General features: G+C 65.5%; 15 protein-coding genes. 9 read left to right on the forward strand and 6 right to left on the reverse strand.

Translation table 11 applies throughout. From position 1 onward, the window contains the following. Positions 1-36: 36 nt before the first annotated feature. The 3 genes from ccmI to B2585_RS06585 are packed head-to-tail and all read left to right on the forward strand — an operon-like array spanning position 37 to position 1,963. Positions 37-1,275 carry a c-type cytochrome biogenesis protein CcmI gene (ccmI, locus tag B2585_RS06575; RefSeq protein ID WP_292021243.1) on the forward strand — a complete coding sequence of 413 codons (1,239 nt, stop codon included), beginning with the start codon at positions 37-39 and terminating at the stop codon, positions 1,273-1,275. Then, positions 1,272-1,736 (forward strand): Holliday junction resolvase RuvX, encoded by a 465-nt coding sequence (ruvX, locus tag B2585_RS06580; protein ID WP_292021246.1) that lies wholly within the window; start codon positions 1,272-1,274, stop codon positions 1,734-1,736. Before ccmI ends, ruvX begins: the two co-directional genes overlap by 4 nt. Further along, positions 1,733-1,963 carry a DUF1289 domain-containing protein gene (locus B2585_RS06585; RefSeq protein WP_292021248.1) on the forward strand — a complete coding sequence of 77 codons (231 nt, stop codon included), beginning with the start codon at positions 1,733-1,735 and terminating at the stop codon, positions 1,961-1,963. The genes ruvX and B2585_RS06585 overlap by 4 nt, the downstream gene beginning before the upstream one ends. A gap of 74 nt (positions 1,964-2,037) precedes the next feature. Here the strand turns inward: B2585_RS06585 and B2585_RS06590 are convergent, their stop codons facing one another. From B2585_RS06590 to purQ, 3 genes are all read right to left on the reverse strand, one after another. After that, positions 2,038-3,369 (reverse strand): sigma-54-dependent transcriptional regulator, encoded by a 1,332-nt coding sequence (locus B2585_RS06590; protein ID WP_292021251.1) that lies wholly within the window; start codon positions 3,367-3,369, stop codon positions 2,038-2,040. A gap of 76 nt (positions 3,370-3,445) precedes the next feature. Further along, entirely contained in the window at positions 3,446-5,236 is a 1,791-nt protein-coding gene (locus tag B2585_RS06595; RefSeq protein ID WP_292021253.1) for a sensor histidine kinase, read from the reverse strand. 36 nt (positions 5,237-5,272) lie between these two features. Then, positions 5,273-5,941 carry a phosphoribosylformylglycinamidine synthase subunit PurQ gene (gene purQ, locus B2585_RS06600; protein ID WP_292021255.1) on the reverse strand — a complete coding sequence of 223 codons (669 nt, stop codon included), beginning with the start codon at positions 5,939-5,941 and terminating at the stop codon, positions 5,273-5,275. A 156-nt stretch (positions 5,942-6,097) separates the two neighbouring features. Between purQ and B2585_RS06605 the strand changes: the two genes are divergently transcribed. Continuing rightward, positions 6,098-7,207, forward strand: coding sequence for a sensor histidine kinase (locus B2585_RS06605; RefSeq protein ID WP_292021257.1), 1,110 nt, complete (start codon positions 6,098-6,100; stop codon positions 7,205-7,207). Positions 7,208-7,261: 54 nt separating this feature from the next. Here B2585_RS06605 and purS read toward each other — a convergent pair whose 3' ends face one another. Both purS and purC read right to left on the reverse strand, forming a co-directional pair. Continuing rightward, positions 7,262-7,492, reverse strand: coding sequence for a phosphoribosylformylglycinamidine synthase subunit PurS (gene purS, locus B2585_RS06610; RefSeq protein WP_292021259.1), 231 nt, complete (start codon positions 7,490-7,492; stop codon positions 7,262-7,264). Positions 7,493-7,506: 14 nt separating this feature from the next. Further along, a complete protein-coding gene (gene purC / locus B2585_RS06615; RefSeq protein WP_292021261.1) occupies positions 7,507-8,268 on the reverse strand; it encodes a phosphoribosylaminoimidazolesuccinocarboxamide synthase in 762 nt (253 codons plus the stop codon). A 154-nt stretch (positions 8,269-8,422) separates the two neighbouring features. Between purC and B2585_RS06620 the strand changes: the two genes are divergently transcribed. From B2585_RS06620 to bmt, 4 genes are all read left to right on the forward strand, one after another. After that, entirely contained in the window at positions 8,423-8,737 is a 315-nt protein-coding gene (locus B2585_RS06620) for a DUF1476 domain-containing protein (RefSeq protein WP_292021263.1), read from the forward strand. 143 nt (positions 8,738-8,880) lie between these two features. After that, positions 8,881-9,690, forward strand: coding sequence for an alpha/beta fold hydrolase (locus tag B2585_RS06625; RefSeq protein ID WP_292021265.1), 810 nt, complete (start codon positions 8,881-8,883; stop codon positions 9,688-9,690). A gap of 152 nt (positions 9,691-9,842) precedes the next feature. Further along, the gene (locus B2585_RS06630) at positions 9,843-11,732 is read left to right on the forward strand and encodes a phosphatidylglycerol lysyltransferase domain-containing protein (protein ID WP_292021267.1); all 1,890 of its coding nucleotides are present in this window, start codon (positions 9,843-9,845) and stop codon (positions 11,730-11,732) included. 64 nt (positions 11,733-11,796) lie between these two features. Beyond that, entirely contained in the window at positions 11,797-12,816 is a 1,020-nt protein-coding gene (bmt, locus tag B2585_RS06635; RefSeq protein ID WP_292021269.1) for a betaine--homocysteine S-methyltransferase, read from the forward strand. A gap of 96 nt (positions 12,817-12,912) precedes the next feature. Here bmt and B2585_RS06640 read toward each other — a convergent pair whose 3' ends face one another. Further along, entirely contained in the window at positions 12,913-13,995 is a 1,083-nt protein-coding gene (locus B2585_RS06640; protein ID WP_292021271.1) for a PA0069 family radical SAM protein, read from the reverse strand. A gap of 138 nt (positions 13,996-14,133) precedes the next feature. Between B2585_RS06640 and B2585_RS06645 the strand changes: the two genes are divergently transcribed. Then, complete coding sequence (locus B2585_RS06645; RefSeq protein WP_292021272.1) at positions 14,134-14,838, forward strand: corrinoid protein; 705 nt, start codon at positions 14,134-14,136, stop codon at positions 14,836-14,838. Positions 14,839-14,893 lie beyond the last annotated feature (55 nt).

Genomic DNA, 14,893 nt, shown 5'->3' on the forward strand with positions numbered 1-14,893 from the left:
AAGCGGATAGATGAAGGAGAGTTTTCGGGAGGGACCATGGGGTTCTGGATGCTGGCGGCGCTTGCCGCACTCTTCATCGTTATGGTTCTGGGCTACGCGCTCTTTTCGCCCGCGCGCAACACGGCGCGGGCCAGCGCCGAATTCGACATGGAGATATACCGCGACCAGTTGAAAGAATTGGATCGCGACCTCGCCCGCGGCGTGGTGGCCCCGGAAGAGGCCGAACGCACGCGGGTCGAAATCTCGCGCAGGCTGCTCGAGGCCGACCGGGCCGCACAGGCACAGGACGGGGCGCATCGCGCACCGCGTGCGGCCAGCATCGCGGCCACGGCGGGCATCGCGGTCTTGCTGGGGCTTGGCGGGGCCTATGTCTACAGCAACCTCGGCGCGCCGGGCTATCCGGACCTTCCCCTCGATCTCCGCAAATCGCTCGCCGCCGAAACGCGCGAGAATCGCCCCGATCAGGCCGCCGCCGAAGCCGAAATGCCGGCGTGGGAAGGGCCCAATGCCGATGTGCCGTCCGACTACGTCACCCTCGTCGAACAATTGCGCACGGCCGTGGCCCGCCGCCCGGGCGACATTCAGGGGCTTGCCCTGCTCGCCCGCCATGAGGCCGCGCTGGAGAATTACCGCGCGGCCCACCGTGCGCAGTCGAGGCTCATCGAGGCACGCGGTGAGGATGACGTCGGGGCGCAGGACTATGCCGACCTTGCCGAGCTTCTGATCCTTGCTGCCGGAGGCTATGTCTCGCCCGAGGCCGAGACCGCCCTGACCCGCGCCCTGAACATCGACCCGCAGAACGGCGTCGCGCGCTATTACTCGGGGCTTCTCTTCGCGCAGACAGGCCGCCCCGACCTTGCCTTCCGGATGTGGCGCACGCTGCTCGAAAACTCGCCCACCGACTCGCCCTGGATCGGGCCGATCCGGGCACAGATCGGGGATCTCGCCCGCGCCGCAGGCGTCAACTACACCCCGCGCGAGGGCGAGGACGCCCCGCGCGGCCCGTCGGCCCAGGACATGGAGAACGCCGCGGAGATGTCCGAGGAGGACCGCGCACAGATGATCCGGGGCATGGTCGACGGCCTGTCCGAGCGTCTGGCGTCCGAAGGCGGCCCGGCATCCGACTGGGCCCGCCTCTTGCGTGCCTTGGGCGTGCTTGGCGACACCGAGCGGGCGCAGGCGATCTGGAGCGAGGCGCAGTCCCGCTTTGCCGAACATCCCGAAGACCTCGAACAGATTCGCGCCGCCGCCCGCGACGCAGGGGTGGCCGAGTGATTCACGACGAGATTGCAGACTTCGCTTCCGCCCTTCCCGGGGCGGGCGCGCTTGCGGGACTCGATTTCGGGGAAAAGACCATCGGCGTCGCCGTGTCTGACGGGATGCGGCAGGTCGCGACACCGCTTGAAACCATCCGGCGGCGCAAGTTCACGCAGGATGCCGAAGCACTCCTCGCGCTCACGACCGCGCGGGGCATTACGGGGCTCATCCTCGGCCTGCCGCGCAACATGGACGGGACCGAGGGTCCGCGCTGCCAGAAAACCCGCGCCTTCGCGCGCAACCTCTCGCGCCTGACGGATCTGCCCATCGGTTACTGGGACGAGCGCCTGTCCACCGTGGCCGCCGAGCGCGCGCTGCTGGAGGCCGACACCTCCCGCGCCAAGCGCTCCGGCGTGATCGACCACGTCGCGGCGGGCTATATCCTGCAAGGCGCACTCGACCGGATGAGGCACCTGTGACTGACGACGTCTGGATGCGCGACGAACCCCTGTCGCCCTGCAACAAGATCTGCCAGATCCACCCGGAAATGCGCATCTGCATCGGGTGCTACCGCACGATCCAGGAGATCGCGGGATGGAGCCGGATGAGCGACATGGAACGCCGAGAGGTCATGGAGGTGCTGCCCGAGCGCGCGCCGATGCTCGCCAAACGCAAGGGCGGGCGCGCCCGCCGTCAGGGCAGCTAGGCGCAGCCTCGCGGCCATTTCCCATGCGTTGAAGTCAGGTCCGGGGGCTGCCCGGGCGTGAACCCGGGCCGCACTTACAGATAGTCGGACCGCTGCAAGCCGTATTTCGCCATCTTCTCGTTGAGCGTGCGGCGCGGCAGTGACAGCTCCTCCATCACGCCGACGATCGAGCCCTTGTGACGGCGCATGGTGTTGTCGATCAGCATCCGTTCGAAGGCTTCCACATACTCTTTCAGCGGCTTGCCCTCGGTCGTCACCACCGGCTGCACGTCGTCGTGGTCGTTCATCAGGAGCGATGCGATGGTGCCCGTGCCGCGGCGGCTTTGCAGGACAGCACGCTCGGCGATGTTGATGAGCTGGCGGATGTTACCCGGCCACGGCGCCTGCAACAGTTGTGCCGCCTCCTGCGCCGTCACGCTGGGGGCCGCACAGCCGTATTCCTCGGCGAACTGGTCTGCGAAGCGGGTGAACAGCATCAGGATATCCTCGCCGCGCTGGCGCAGCGGGGGCAGCGTGATGGTCATGGTGGCGAGGCGATAGAACAGGTCCGGGCGCAGGGCATCCTCGCAGGTCTTGCCCGCTTCCTGCATGTTCGACACGGCGACCACGCGGGTTTCGGGCGGGGTTCCCTGATCGTTGATCCAGCCCAGGAGCTTGGCCTGAAGACTGTCGGGCATCGCCTCGATATCCTCGAGCACGAGCGTCCCGCCGCGCGCTTCTTCGACATGGGGCAGTCGCCCGCCCTCTTCCATCGGGCCGAAAAGCTTGCGTGACAGCGTCTCTTCGTCCTGCCCGGCGCAGCGCACGGTGACGAAGCGGCGTCCGGCCTTGGCGCCTACGGCATGGAGCGCATGGGCCACCAGCGTCTTGCCGGTTCCCGTCTCGCCGTCGATGAGGACATGGCCGTCGGCCTGCCCTATGTCGAGAATGTCCTCGCGCAGCCGCTCCATGAGCGGCGAGGCCCCCACGAGCTTTTTCATGATGGTCGTGCCGTCGCCCAGTTCGCGCCGCAGGATGCGGCTGTCGAGCGTCATGCGGCGGCTTTGCGTGGCCTTCTTGGCGAGGTCCGTCATCCGGTCCGGATTGAACGGTTTTTCGAGGAAGTCATAGGCCCCGACCCGCATCGCCTCCACCGCCATCGGCACGTCGCCGTGGCCGGTGATCATGATGACCGGGAGCGCACTGTCCACGCTCATCAGCTTTTTCAAAAGCTGCATCCCGTCCATGCCGGGCATCCGGATGTCGGATATGACAACGCCGGGATAATCTGTCCCGACGCTCTTGAGGGCCTCTTCGGCCGACGGATAAGTTTCGGTGTCGAACCCGGAGAGCGCGAGCCATTGGCTTATCGACTGGCGCATATCCTGTTCGTCATCGACGATCGCGATTTTCATTGCCTGTGCCATTCTTCTTGGTACCCTCCGGCCCCCCTATCGGGCCTGAAAAAGCCGGACCTATCCCGTCCGGCCGGGCGTTTGCCGTTTATTCCGCGGCTTCTGCGCCCGTCGTTTTGTTTGTCGTTGCTTCTTTCAAGATAGGTAGTTCCACCTCGAATACAGCCCCCCCGGCGGTTCCATTTCGCGCTGTGAGGCGCCCGCCGAAGTCGTTGACGATGCCCGAGGAAATGGCCAGACCCAGTCCGACCCCGTCCCCGGGCGCCTTGGTTGTGTAGAACGGCTCGAACAGTTGATCGAGGTCTTCGACACCCGGCCCGTTATCACGCACGGAGATGACAACTTGTTCCCCCCCTGTGAGCAGAATGTCCACCTGCGGGTCGTCCGAGGACTTGGTCGCGTCGATGGCATTGCGCAGGAGGTTGATGAGCACCTGCTCTAACCGGACGTTGTCGCCCATGATCATCACCGGCTCGCGCGGCACGTTGCGGGTGATGCGCACCTGCCGGCGTTTGAGCTGCGGCTCCATCATGGAGAGCGCCATCGACACCGAGGTCCGCACATCCATCGGCTGAAAGGCATCTCCGCCCTTTCGGGCATAGGATTTGAGCTGCTTGGTGATGAGCCCCATCCGCTCGATCAGGTCGTCGATGCGCTGGAAGGAGGATAGCGCCTCCTCGGGCCGCTTCCGTTGAAGCAGGAGTTTGGCTCCGGCGAGGTAAGTTTTCATCGCCGCGAGCGGCTGATTGAGTTCGTGGCTCACCGCCGCCGACATTTCGCCGAGGGCGGCGAGTTTCGAGGACTGGGCCAGCGTCTGTTCGGCGACCTGAAGGTTCTTTTCGGCTTTCTGACGCTCGGCCACTTCGCGTTGAAGCGCGGTGTTGAGCTGGCGCAGTTCGGCGCTTTCGAGCTGGAAAAACCGGCTCGCGGTCGTGGCCCGGCGGCTCACGACATAGAACCCCGCGGTCAGCAGGATGGCGAAGGCCATGATTTCGAGCGCGAGCACACCGTTCACTCGTTCGCGCACCGAGGCGTAGGTGGTGAAGCTGGTCATCTGCCAGCCCTGGAACGGGATGCGCGCGGTCTGACGGATCACGTCGTCGCCCGCGAAGAAGGCCTCGGAGGGCAGCGCGGCCCATTCCGCTGTGCGCTCCAGCGCGCGTTCGATGGCCGAAGGGGGCGGCAGCGTTTCCATCGCCTCGGCCTCCGCAAGGCCCCGCCAGCGCGGCTCGGTGGTCAGGATCACGCGGCCTTCGCTGTCGGTGACATAAACCGCATCGGAAATGCCGGCCCAGCTCTGCTCAAATTTCTCGAGGTCCACAACAACGACGATCACGCCGATCAGCTCGCCGCCGTTCAGGATCTTGCGCGCATAAGTGAAATCGAAGCCGCCGGGGTCTGTTTCGGCTGTGGTGAAGACGGTATCGGAGGACCGCAAGGCGTTGACGAAATACGGGGACGAGCGGTGGTTTGACCCCAGCCGCTCGCGATCCGTCGCCGCCACGGCCCGCCCGGTCTGGTCGAGCAGGAGCAGCGACTGCGCCCCGATTTCGTCCCGGTAGGAAATCAGCCGTTGCGACGAATTCACGAAATCCTCGGAACTGAGCGCCGAGATGAAGGCCGGATCGCGCGACAGAAGAAGCGGCACGACCGAGTTGCGCTGAAGCTCGGATATCAGGTTGCCGGTGTAGAGCGCGATGCGCAGTTCCGCCTTCGAGCGCGTGCTCTCGGTATAGCGCTGGGTGAGCCATGTGTTTGACACCCAGACGACCGCGATGGCCGCCGCGATGAACAGGACAAGCAGCACCCGGCCCACGAGGCCGAAGGCAGGCGAGCGTGGCGGGCGATGCCCGTCGCCGTGGGTGTCCGTATCCGTCATGGACCGGTTTTACGCCCCGGCGGGCGCACGCTCAAGTCAGGCGGTTTCGAGAGAGGCCACGAGCGAGCGGAACATTGCCACCCCGTCGGTGCCGCCGTGACCGTCATCCACCGCACGTTCGGGATGCGGCATCATGCCCAGCACCCGGCGGTTTTCCGACAGCACGCCAGCGATATCGGCGGTCGAGCCATTGGGGTTCTGTGCATAGGTGAAAGCGATCCGGTCCTCGCCCCGCAAGCGCGAGAGCGTTTCGTCATCCACCGAGTAGTTGCCGTCATGATGCGCCACGGGGATGGTGACGATGTCGCCCGCGTTGTAGCCGTTCGTGAAATCCGACTGCGAGGTTTCCACTTTCAAATCAAGGGCCTTGCAGACGAACTTGAGGTTCGCGTTCCGCATCAGCGCCCCCGGCAGGAGGCCGGTCTCGGTCAGCACCTGAAACCCGTTGCAGACACCCAGCACATAGCCGCCCCGGTCCGCATGGGCCTTGAGCGAGGCCGAGATCGGCGACTTGGCCGCGATGGCGCCGCAGCGCAGGTAATCGCCGAAGGAAAAGCCGCCGGGCACGCCCACGATGTCCACGTCCGACGGGAGCGCCGTGTCCTTGTGCCAGACCATCGAGACCTGCGCTCCGGCGCGCTCAAAAGCCACGGCCATGTCGCGGTCGCAGTTCGATCCGGGGAAAACGAGGACGGCGGCTTTCATGGGGAACTCCCTCGGTGGCGCTTGAGCCGTGCTTTAGACGCGGGGACATGCGGGGTCAAGCGAGGGGCTCGAACCAAGAGTCTCATTTACCATTTGTCAGATGCATATTAAGCCACTAACCTAATTCGCGACACGATATTGGACCGCACTCCCTTCATGCCCGACCGCCCCCCTCTCCCGCCCGTCCCGGCGCGAAATGAAGACCGGCTTGCCGCTCTCCGGGCCCTCGACGTGCTCGACACCGATCCGGAAGCCGGATTCGATGATATCACGGCTTTCGTCTGCCGGATGTGCGAAGTGCCCGCCTCGATGGTATCGCTCGTGGACCGCCACCGGCAGTGGTTCAAGTCCGCGCAGGGCTTCGACGAGCGCGAGACGAACCTCGAAAGCTCTATCTGTGCCTATGTCGTGCTGGAAGAAGAGTTCATCGAGATCGAGGATCTGACTCAGGATCTGCGCACGGCGCGTAACCCGCTGGTCACCCAGGAGGACGGCATCCGGTTTTATGCCGGCGCACCGCTCCGGCTGTCGAGCGGCCATGTGGTCGGCGCGCTCTGTGCGGTGGACAAAGTGCCGCGGAAGCTCACGGACCTGCAACGCGAGACGCTTGTCGTTCTGGCAAGACAGGTGACGGCGCAGCTCGAACTGAAACAGACGCTCGCGCAGGCCGAGACCCTGCGCAAGGAGATCGACCATCGGGTGAAGAACTCGCTCCAGTCGATCTCGGCCCTCACGCGGATTCAGGCCCGCAAGGCCACGGAACCCAATGTGCGCGAGGCGCTCAAACAGGTGCAGGCGCGGGTGGAGATGGTGGCCGCGTTGCATGAGCAGCTGTACCGGACGTCGGCCACGAACGTTGTCGACCTCGCCAACTTCGCCTCGAAGGTCGCCGCGATCCTGAACGGCACCAGCCCGCCGAACGTGCAGGTCGTGGTGGATTTCGAGCGGTGCGCGGTGACGGCGGAGCAAGCCTCGGCGGTGGGGGTGATCCTGAACGAATTTGCGTCGAACTCGATCAAGCACGCTTTCCCGAACGACCGCCCCGGCGTGGTGCGCTTCACCGGAAAGGCCGGCAACGACGCCTCGGTCGTGATCGAACTGTCGGACGACGGGGTGGGCATGGGCCCGATTTCGCACACCAGCGGCATCGGTCTCGCCGTGATCGAGGCCTCGGTCGCCCAGCTCGCGGGATCGTGGGAGCCCCGGCTGGACGAGACCGGAACCGCCGCGCGCCTGACATTCCCTATTGATGACGCGCCCGCCTGACAGACAAAAGCCGCCCGGTTGGAGCGGCTTTTATCTTTCTTCGTCAGGGCGTTGTCAGCCCATGTGGATCTGATAGCTCTCGATCACCGTGTTGGCCAGAAGCCGCTCGCACATGTCGCGCACCGTGTCCTCGGTCGTGCCCTCGGCCACGTCGAGCTCGATCACCTTGCCCTGCCGCACGCCATCGACCCCGTCGAAGCCGAGACTGCCGAGCGCATGGCGCACCGCCTCCCCCTGCGGGTCGAGAACACCGTTTTTCAGCATCACGTCAACGCGCACTTTCATCGCGGCGGCTCCTTTCAGTTGATCAGCGTCGGCTTGGTCGCGTGGGTCACGTTGGTGGGCAGAACACCCAGCCGCCGCGCCACTTCGGTATAGGCATCGGACAGGTTGCCGAGATCCTGGCGGAACACGTCCTTGTCGAGCTTCTGGCCGGTGTCCATGTCCCACAGCCGGCAACTGTCCGGGCTGATCTCGTCGGCGACGATGAGGCGCATGAAATCGTTGTCCCAGACGCGCCCGACCTCGATCTTGAAGTCGACGAGCTTGATGCCCACGCCATGCATCACGCCGGACATGAAATCGTTGACCCGCAGGGCTAGCGCGACGATGTCGTCGAGGTCCTGCTGCGTGGCCCAGCCGAAAGCGATGATGTATTCCTCGGGCACCAGCGGATCGCCGAGCGCGTCGTCCTTGTAGGAGAACTCCACGATGGGACGCGGCAGTGCCATGCCCTCTTCGAGCCCGAGACGCTTGGCCATCGACCCTGCGGCAAAGTTGCGCACGATGATCTCGAGCGGCACGATCTCCACCTGCCGGATGAGCTGCTCACGCATGTTCAGCCGCTTGATGAAGTGGTTGGGCACGCCGATCGCGGTGAGGCCGGTCATGAAGAACTCGGACAGCCGGTTGTTCAGCACACCCTTGCCTTCGATCACGTCCCTTTTCTGTGCGTTGAAGGCGGTCGCATCGTCCTTGAAGTACTGAACGAGCGTCCCGGGTTCCGGGCCTTCATAAAGAACCTTGGCCTTGCCCTCGTAGAGCTTCTTGCGTCGTGCCATGAAACGTGAGCCTTTCCCGCGGCCGGCAAAACGCCCGCCAATTCCCGCGCTATAGTCGATTGCCCCAAGCCCCGCAAGGATGCGCAGGGGTTGCGGCAGGCCGTTTGAGGGGGCATATGGAGTGGAAACAGGCTCTAGCTGGGACCACGGGAACATGACCACTTTCGACGATCGCGAATCCGCTTTTGAGAACAAGTACGCTCACGACGAGGAAATGAAGTTCAAGGCCGAGGCCCGCGCGAACAAGCTGCTCGCGATCTGGGCAGCCGGGCTGATGGGCAAGAGCGGTGAAGAGCTGAACGCTTACATCACCGCCGTGATCAAGGCCGATTTCGAAGAAGCTGGGCACGAAGACGTTGTGCGCAAGGTGGCGGGCGATCTTGGCGACAAGAGCTCGGCCGACGAAATCCGCGCCCAACGCGTGGCCCTGCTGGCCGAGGCGAAAGCGCAGCTGATGGGCGAAGTCTAAGCCCTTAATAATTAGGTGAAAACTTGCCGAAAGGCATCCTGAAACAGGGTGCCTTTCGGCATTTATGCGCCGATTTCAACGGGATAATCGGAAACATGCGCGGCAGACGCGCGTTGTCGCTCCAACCAAACTGGAGAGAGACAATGCATACCAAGGGCATGAAGATTCATGTCGGCGGCGCCGCGTTACACGTCCAGACGATGGGCGATCCCGACGCCCGGCCGATCCTGTTTCTGCATGGCGGGGCCGGAAGCCTTGCCGAGTTCGAAGACCTGCTCCCGGGTCTCGACGAATTCTGTTGCGTGTTCCTCGATCTGCGGGGGCACGGGCGATCGACGCTGGGCAAACGGCCGCTGAGCTATCCGCAACTCGCCGACGATATCGAATATGTCATCCAGGAGCTGGACCTCGACCGTCCCGTGCTTCTGGGCCATTCCGATGGTGCCACCGCCGCGCTCGAGGTCGCCGCGCGTGGCCGGGTGCCGATCAGCGGCGTCATCTCGCTGGCCGGACGCGCCTGGCGCCCCCGCCCTTCTGTATTGGAAACCCATATCGGGCGGATGACCCCGGACCTTTACCGGCACAAGTCGCCCGCCGCCGTGTCAGACTACGAGGCGACCAACCCCGAGCCGGATTTCGACCGCTTCTTCACACAGGTCGCGGGCATGTGGCGCGACGTGAGCGACGGCAATTATCCCGGCGACCGGGTGGAACGTATCCGCTGCCAGACGCTCGTCCTCGGTGGTGAACACGACCACCTCGTCTCGGTCGAAGAGACGATCACCCTCGCCCGCGCCATTCCCCACGCGCATCTTGGAATCGTCCCCTATGGCTGCCACAGCCTCCATGCCGAGCAGCCTGGTCACATCCAGCCGTTCATCTGCGACTTCCTGATGTTCATGGACGACTACCAGACCCCGCATGGCGAGGCGGTCTTGCCGCAAGCGCGTTGATCATCTTCCCGATTGGCGGGGGGCCACTGCGCCATATGCGATCAATTCAAGCTGTTAACCGCGCCTTATGAGCGCGTGGCCTAGGTTCGCCCCGCAAGATGAGGGCGAGCGGCATGAGGACACGGATCGATCCGGGACACCGGAGCGCACCTATGGAACGCGGACGTGTCGGGCGGGCTGTGCTCCTGCGCCAGATCACGCCTCTTGTCGTGTTCGGGGTGCTCGCTCTGCTCTTGCGCGACCGGATCGCGGAACTCGACCTCGCCCACATCCGGGCGAGTCTGGGCACGGTCGGGCCGGTACGATGGGCGCTCGGCATCGTTTTGACCGGGATCAGCTTCTGGGCGCTCGGGCAATACGACGTGGTCGTCCACCGGCTCGTGGGCCGCGACACCGACCCGCGCCGCGCCGCGCGCAGCGGAATGACCGCCATCGCGGTTGGCCAGACCGTGGGCATGGGCACTCTCACAGGCACATTCGTTCGCTGGCGAATGCTGCCGGGGCTCGGCCTGCTGGACGCGACGCGCATTTCGGCCATCGTCACGATGTCCTTTTTCGCCGCGTGGGCTGTCCTCACAGCCATGTCTGTCCTGACCTTTGGCGTCGCGGTGCCGTACGCGACCCCCGCCGCGGTCGCCATTCTGATACTGGCCTATCTCTGCATTTTATTGAGCGTATGGCGGCCCGGTCCGCTCGCCCGCTGGCCGCTCCCGCCACTGAAAGCCATCGTGCTTATCCTCGGGTTCACCACGGTCGATACGGTCGCGGCGGGCGCCGTGCTCTGGACGATGCTCCCTACGGGGATCGAGATCGGGTTCGGCCCACTCGTCGCGGCCTATCTTCTGGCTCTCGGCGCGGGGCTGGTCCTGACGACCCCCGGTGGAGTCGGGCCGTTCGAGGTCGCGCTGCTGGCGCTGTTGCCGGCCACATCGCCCGAACCCCTGCTCGCCGCTGTTCTCGCCTACCGCGCAGTCTACTACGCCCTGCCCGCCCTGATCGGCGCGGTGCTTCTGGCCCGTCCGCCCATGCGCCCGCCCCTGCCCGCAACCGCGAATGCGGCACTCGAACAGGTCGACCCGCGCAACCTGCCGCTCATGGTCGAAGCTGCGCTGGATACCGCGCCCCGCGCCGAATCCGCGCTCCTGAGACACGGGCGGTTTGATCTGTTGTCCAACAGCCGCGCCTGGCCAACCGCTCTGGTGGCCCGCTCGGGCCAGTCGCTCATCATGCTGGGTGATCCGCTGACCCGCGACTCGCGGGTCGGGGAGGTGTTCGAGGGACTGCGCGACCGCGCGCGCGCGACCCTGACCGCCCCGGTTATCTACAAATGCGGCGCCCGTCTTGCCGTATTCGCCCGTCGCACGGACTGGGCGCTGCTCCCCATCGCGCGGGAAGCGTTTCTGACGCCGGCCACGTTCTCGACCACCGGGGCGGATCGACGGCAACTCAGACGAAAACTGCGCAAGGCCGAAGCCGCAGGACTCACCGTCACCACCATCGCGCCGGGCGACCCGGTGCCCCTGCCACTCGACGAGATGGAGGCTCTCGCCCACGTCTGGGCGGGTGCCCGGGGCGGCGAGCGCGGCTTTTCGATGGGAGTCTGGAATCCGGCTACCCTGTCCCGGGCGGCGATCTGTCTCGCCCATGATCCGGAGGGGCGGCTCAGGGGGTTCATCACGCTCCATGCCAACCGTCACGAACACACGCTCGACCTCATGCGGCAGGACCCGGACGCGCCCGACGGGATCATGTACATGCTTGTCACGCATGCGATCGCGGCGGCGCACGCAGCACATATCCCTCGCGTGTCCCTCGCCGCTGTGCCCACGCAGAACGTGCCGGGCGAGCCGCGCCTGTTCACGGGCCTTCGCGCTCTGCTCGACCGGGCCAGCGGTGCCCGCGGACTGCGCCAGTTCAAGAGCGCTTTCGCCCCGCGTTGGGAGACGCTTTACCTCGCCGCCCCGACCCGCACCGCACTTCTCCTGGGCGCGCTCGACATCACGCGCGAAATCCTGCGCCCGCCGCCGCGCCCGCGACCGTGAGCCGAATTGCACCGGCCCGGCATTCGTGGCACATGAGCGCAACCGACGACAGAAAGGCCAAGGCATGTCACAGGACGCGCTCACCAAACTTCTTTCCGAACGCGACTGGCTCATGGCGGACGGCGCCACCGGGACAACGCTGTTCAACATGGGCCTCACTTCGGGCGACGCCCCTGAGATGTGGAACGTCGACCACCCGGAGCGCGTGCGCGCGCTCTACAAGGGTCCCGTGGATGCAGGCTCGGACATTTTCCTGACAAACAGCTTCGGCGGCACCGCATCGCGCCTCAAGCTGCACGACGCCCAGAACCGGGTCGGCGAGCTGAACCGGATCGCCGCCGAGTTGGGGCGCGAGGTTGCAGACGCCTCCGGTCGAACGGTCGTCGTCGCGGGCTCGATGGGGCCGACGGGCGAAATCATGGAACCGATGGGCCCGCTGTCGTTCGACGGCGCGGTCGAGATGTTCCACGAACAGGCCGACGCGCTCAAGGCCGGCGGAGCCGACGTGCTCTGGGTCGAGACGATCTCCTCGCCCGACGAATACAAAGCCGCCGCGCGTGGCGCGGAACTGGCCGACATGCCCTGGTGTGGGACGATGAGCTTCGATACCGCCGGGCGCACGATGATGGGCCTCACGTCCGCCGACCTCGCCAAGCTGGTCGAGAATCTGCCGAACCCGCCCATCGGCTTCGGCGCGAATTGCGGTGTCGGGGCCTCCGACCTCCTGCGCACGGTCCTTGGATTCCGGCAAGCGGGCACGGAGCGCACGGTGATCGCCAAGGGCAACGCGGGCATCCCGAAATTCGTTCATGGTCATATCCATTACGACGGCACGCCGGACCTCATGGCCGACTACGCTGTCATGGCGCGCGATTGCGGCGCGACGATCATCGGCGGATGCTGCGGCACGACACCCGAGCACCTCGAAAGGATGCGCGAGGCGCTGGAAACCCGCCCGCGCGGCGATGCGCCCTCACTGGAGGCCATCGCTGAGGCCCTCGGTGGCTTCTCATCAGCCAGCGACGGGACTGACGACAAGGGTCCGAAGCCGCGCGAACGCACGGGCCGCCGCCGCCGGGGCTGACCCGCACCGCTGCCACACGCCTGCCTGAGCGCCCGTCCCCCGGACGGGTGCGAGGCGTAGAGGTGCGCCGCAGGCGCGCTGTTCGGAAACAGCCCCTCAGAAAAGCTCGAGTTGATCCCCTGCGCGCGGCGGAATGCGGAACACGTCCGTGCGCAGGTCCGGCAGGTGCGAGGCGAGCCCCAGCCGGCGTTGGGCCACGCGAAACCGCATGTTCATCATCTCGGCATATGGCCCTTCGCCCCGCATCCGCGCACCGAAGGTGCTGTCATAGACTTCGCCGCCGTGCATGTCGCGCAGATGACCCAGCACGCGGTTCGCCCGATCCGGGTAGTGCTCGCCCAGCCAGTCGCGAAACAGCCCTGCCACTTCACGCGGCAGACGCAGCATGATCCAGCTGGCCGCCCGCGCCCCGGCATCTGCGGCTGCCGCCATGATCCCCTCCATCTCGCTGTCCGACAGCCCCGGCACGAGCGGCGAGATCATGACCCGCACCGGAACGCCTGCGTCCGACAGACGACGGATCGTGGCCAGCCGCCGCTCCGGCGACGGCACCCGTGGCTCCATGCGACGCGACAGGTCCGCGTCCAACGTCGTAACCGAGACCCCGACATGGGCCAGCCCGTCGCCCGCCATTTCGGCCAGAATATCGATGTCCCGCTCGACCAGCGTTCCCTTGGTCGCAATCCCGACCGGGTGGCGGAAGTCGCGCAGCACCTCAAGCACCTCGCGCATCACCCGGTAACGGCCTTCGATCGGCTGGTAGGGATCGGTGTTCGTTCCGATGGCAATCGTCGCCGGTCGATAGGACTTACGGGACAACTCGCCCGCCAGCACTGCCCCGATGCCGGGCCGGGCGATCAGCCGGGTCTCGAAATCCAGCCCCGCCGACATCCCCAGCCAGGCATGGCTTGGCCGCGCGAAACAGTAGACGCAGCCATGCTCGCAACCCCGGTAGGGGTTGATCGATCGGTCGAATGGAACGTCGGGCGAGGTGTTGCGGGTGATCGCACTCCGGGGCGCCTCAAGGCTCACCTGCGTGCGGATCGCCCCGTCCGAATCAGGTGTCCAACCGTCGCTGACCGCCACCCGCTCGTGACGCTCGAACCGCCCGGTCGCATTGGTCGCAGCGCCTCTACCGCGGCGGCGCTCATGTTCAATATGAGTGATTTCACTGCTCATGAGAACATTAGTAGAACATTCATGCCTGCGTGCAAAGGTCGTTTCGCCATTTCCACATGTCGCAATTGGTCATCATTGCGCGGCCAATTTGCCGCATGTAGAGGAAGACACGCGCGAACCGCCTGAAAGGAAAGGCCAATGGCCGACGAAGAAGACGACATCATCCTGTCCGAGCTCGATGACGAGGAACTCGTCGCCCAGATGATGGACGACCTCTACGACGGTCTCGCCGACGAGATCGCGGAGGCCACCAACATCCTGCTCGAGCGTGGGTGGGAGCCCTACGACATTCTCACCAAGGCGCTCGTCGCCGGCATGACCATCGTGGGCCACGATTTCCGCGATGGCATCCTTTTCGTCCCCGAAGTGCTGCTCGCCGCCAACGCGATGAAGGCCGGCATGTCGATCCTCAAGCCGCTCCTTGCCGAAACCGGCGCACCGACCATCGGTCGCATGGTGATCGGCACGGTGAAGGGCGACATCCACGACATCGGCAAGAACCTCGTCTCGATGATGATGGAGGGTGCCGGATTCGAAGTGGTGGACCTCGGCATCAACTGCGAGGTGGACAAGTACCTCAACGCGCTCGCCGCCGAGAATGCCGACATTCTGGGCATGTCCGCGCTGCTCACGACGACGATGCCCTACATGAAGGTCGTGATCGACACGATGATCGACCAGGGCAAGCGCGACGATTACATCATCCTCGTGGGCGGTGCGCCGCTGAACGAGGAATTCGGCAAGGCCATCGGGGCCGACGCATACTGCCGCGACGCCGCAGTGGCCGTGGAAACCGCCAAGACATTCATGGCGCGCAAGCACAACCGGGCCTCCGCCGGCTGATTTCCCGACCCCGGCCCCGCATTTGCGCGGGCCGGGGTGGAAACGCCCCAACCGG

Origin of the sequence: Maritimibacter sp. UBA3975, assembly GCF_002384975.1 — a bacterium.
Taxonomy (GTDB): domain Bacteria; phylum Pseudomonadota; class Alphaproteobacteria; order Rhodobacterales; family Rhodobacteraceae; genus Maritimibacter.

Bases quoted from the DNA above. Each gene is read 5' to 3' on its own strand.
- B2585_RS06595 (WP_292021253.1), bottom strand. From the start codon at position 5,236: ATGACGGATACGGACACCCACGGCGACGGGCATCGCCCGCCACGCTCG.
- B2585_RS06640 (WP_292021271.1), bottom strand. From the start codon at position 13,995: ATGAGCAGTGAAATCACTCATATTGAACATGAGCGCCGCCGCGGTAGA.
- B2585_RS06625 (WP_292021265.1), top strand. From the start codon at position 8,881: ATGCATACCAAGGGCATGAAGATTCATGTCGGCGGCGCCGCGTTACAC.
- purS (WP_292021259.1), bottom strand. From the start codon at position 7,492: ATGAAAGTGCGCGTTGACGTGATGCTGAAAAACGGTGTTCTCGACCCG.
- purQ (WP_292021255.1), bottom strand. From the start codon at position 5,941: ATGAAAGCCGCCGTCCTCGTTTTCCCCGGATCGAACTGCGACCGCGAC.
- ccmI (WP_292021243.1), top strand. From the start codon at position 37: ATGGGGTTCTGGATGCTGGCGGCGCTTGCCGCACTCTTCATCGTTATG.
- B2585_RS06605 (WP_292021257.1), top strand. From the start codon at position 6,098: ATGCCCGACCGCCCCCCTCTCCCGCCCGTCCCGGCGCGAAATGAAGAC.
- B2585_RS06630 (WP_292021267.1), top strand. From the start codon at position 9,843: ATGGAACGCGGACGTGTCGGGCGGGCTGTGCTCCTGCGCCAGATCACG.
- bmt (WP_292021269.1), top strand. From the start codon at position 11,797: ATGTCACAGGACGCGCTCACCAAACTTCTTTCCGAACGCGACTGGCTC.
- B2585_RS06590 (WP_292021251.1), bottom strand. From the start codon at position 3,369: ATGGCACAGGCAATGAAAATCGCGATCGTCGATGACGAACAGGATATG.
- B2585_RS06645 (WP_292021272.1), top strand. From the start codon at position 14,134: ATGGCCGACGAAGAAGACGACATCATCCTGTCCGAGCTCGATGACGAG.
- purC (WP_292021261.1), bottom strand. From the start codon at position 8,268: ATGGCACGACGCAAGAAGCTCTACGAGGGCAAGGCCAAGGTTCTTTAT.
- B2585_RS06620 (WP_292021263.1), top strand. From the start codon at position 8,423: ATGACCACTTTCGACGATCGCGAATCCGCTTTTGAGAACAAGTACGCT.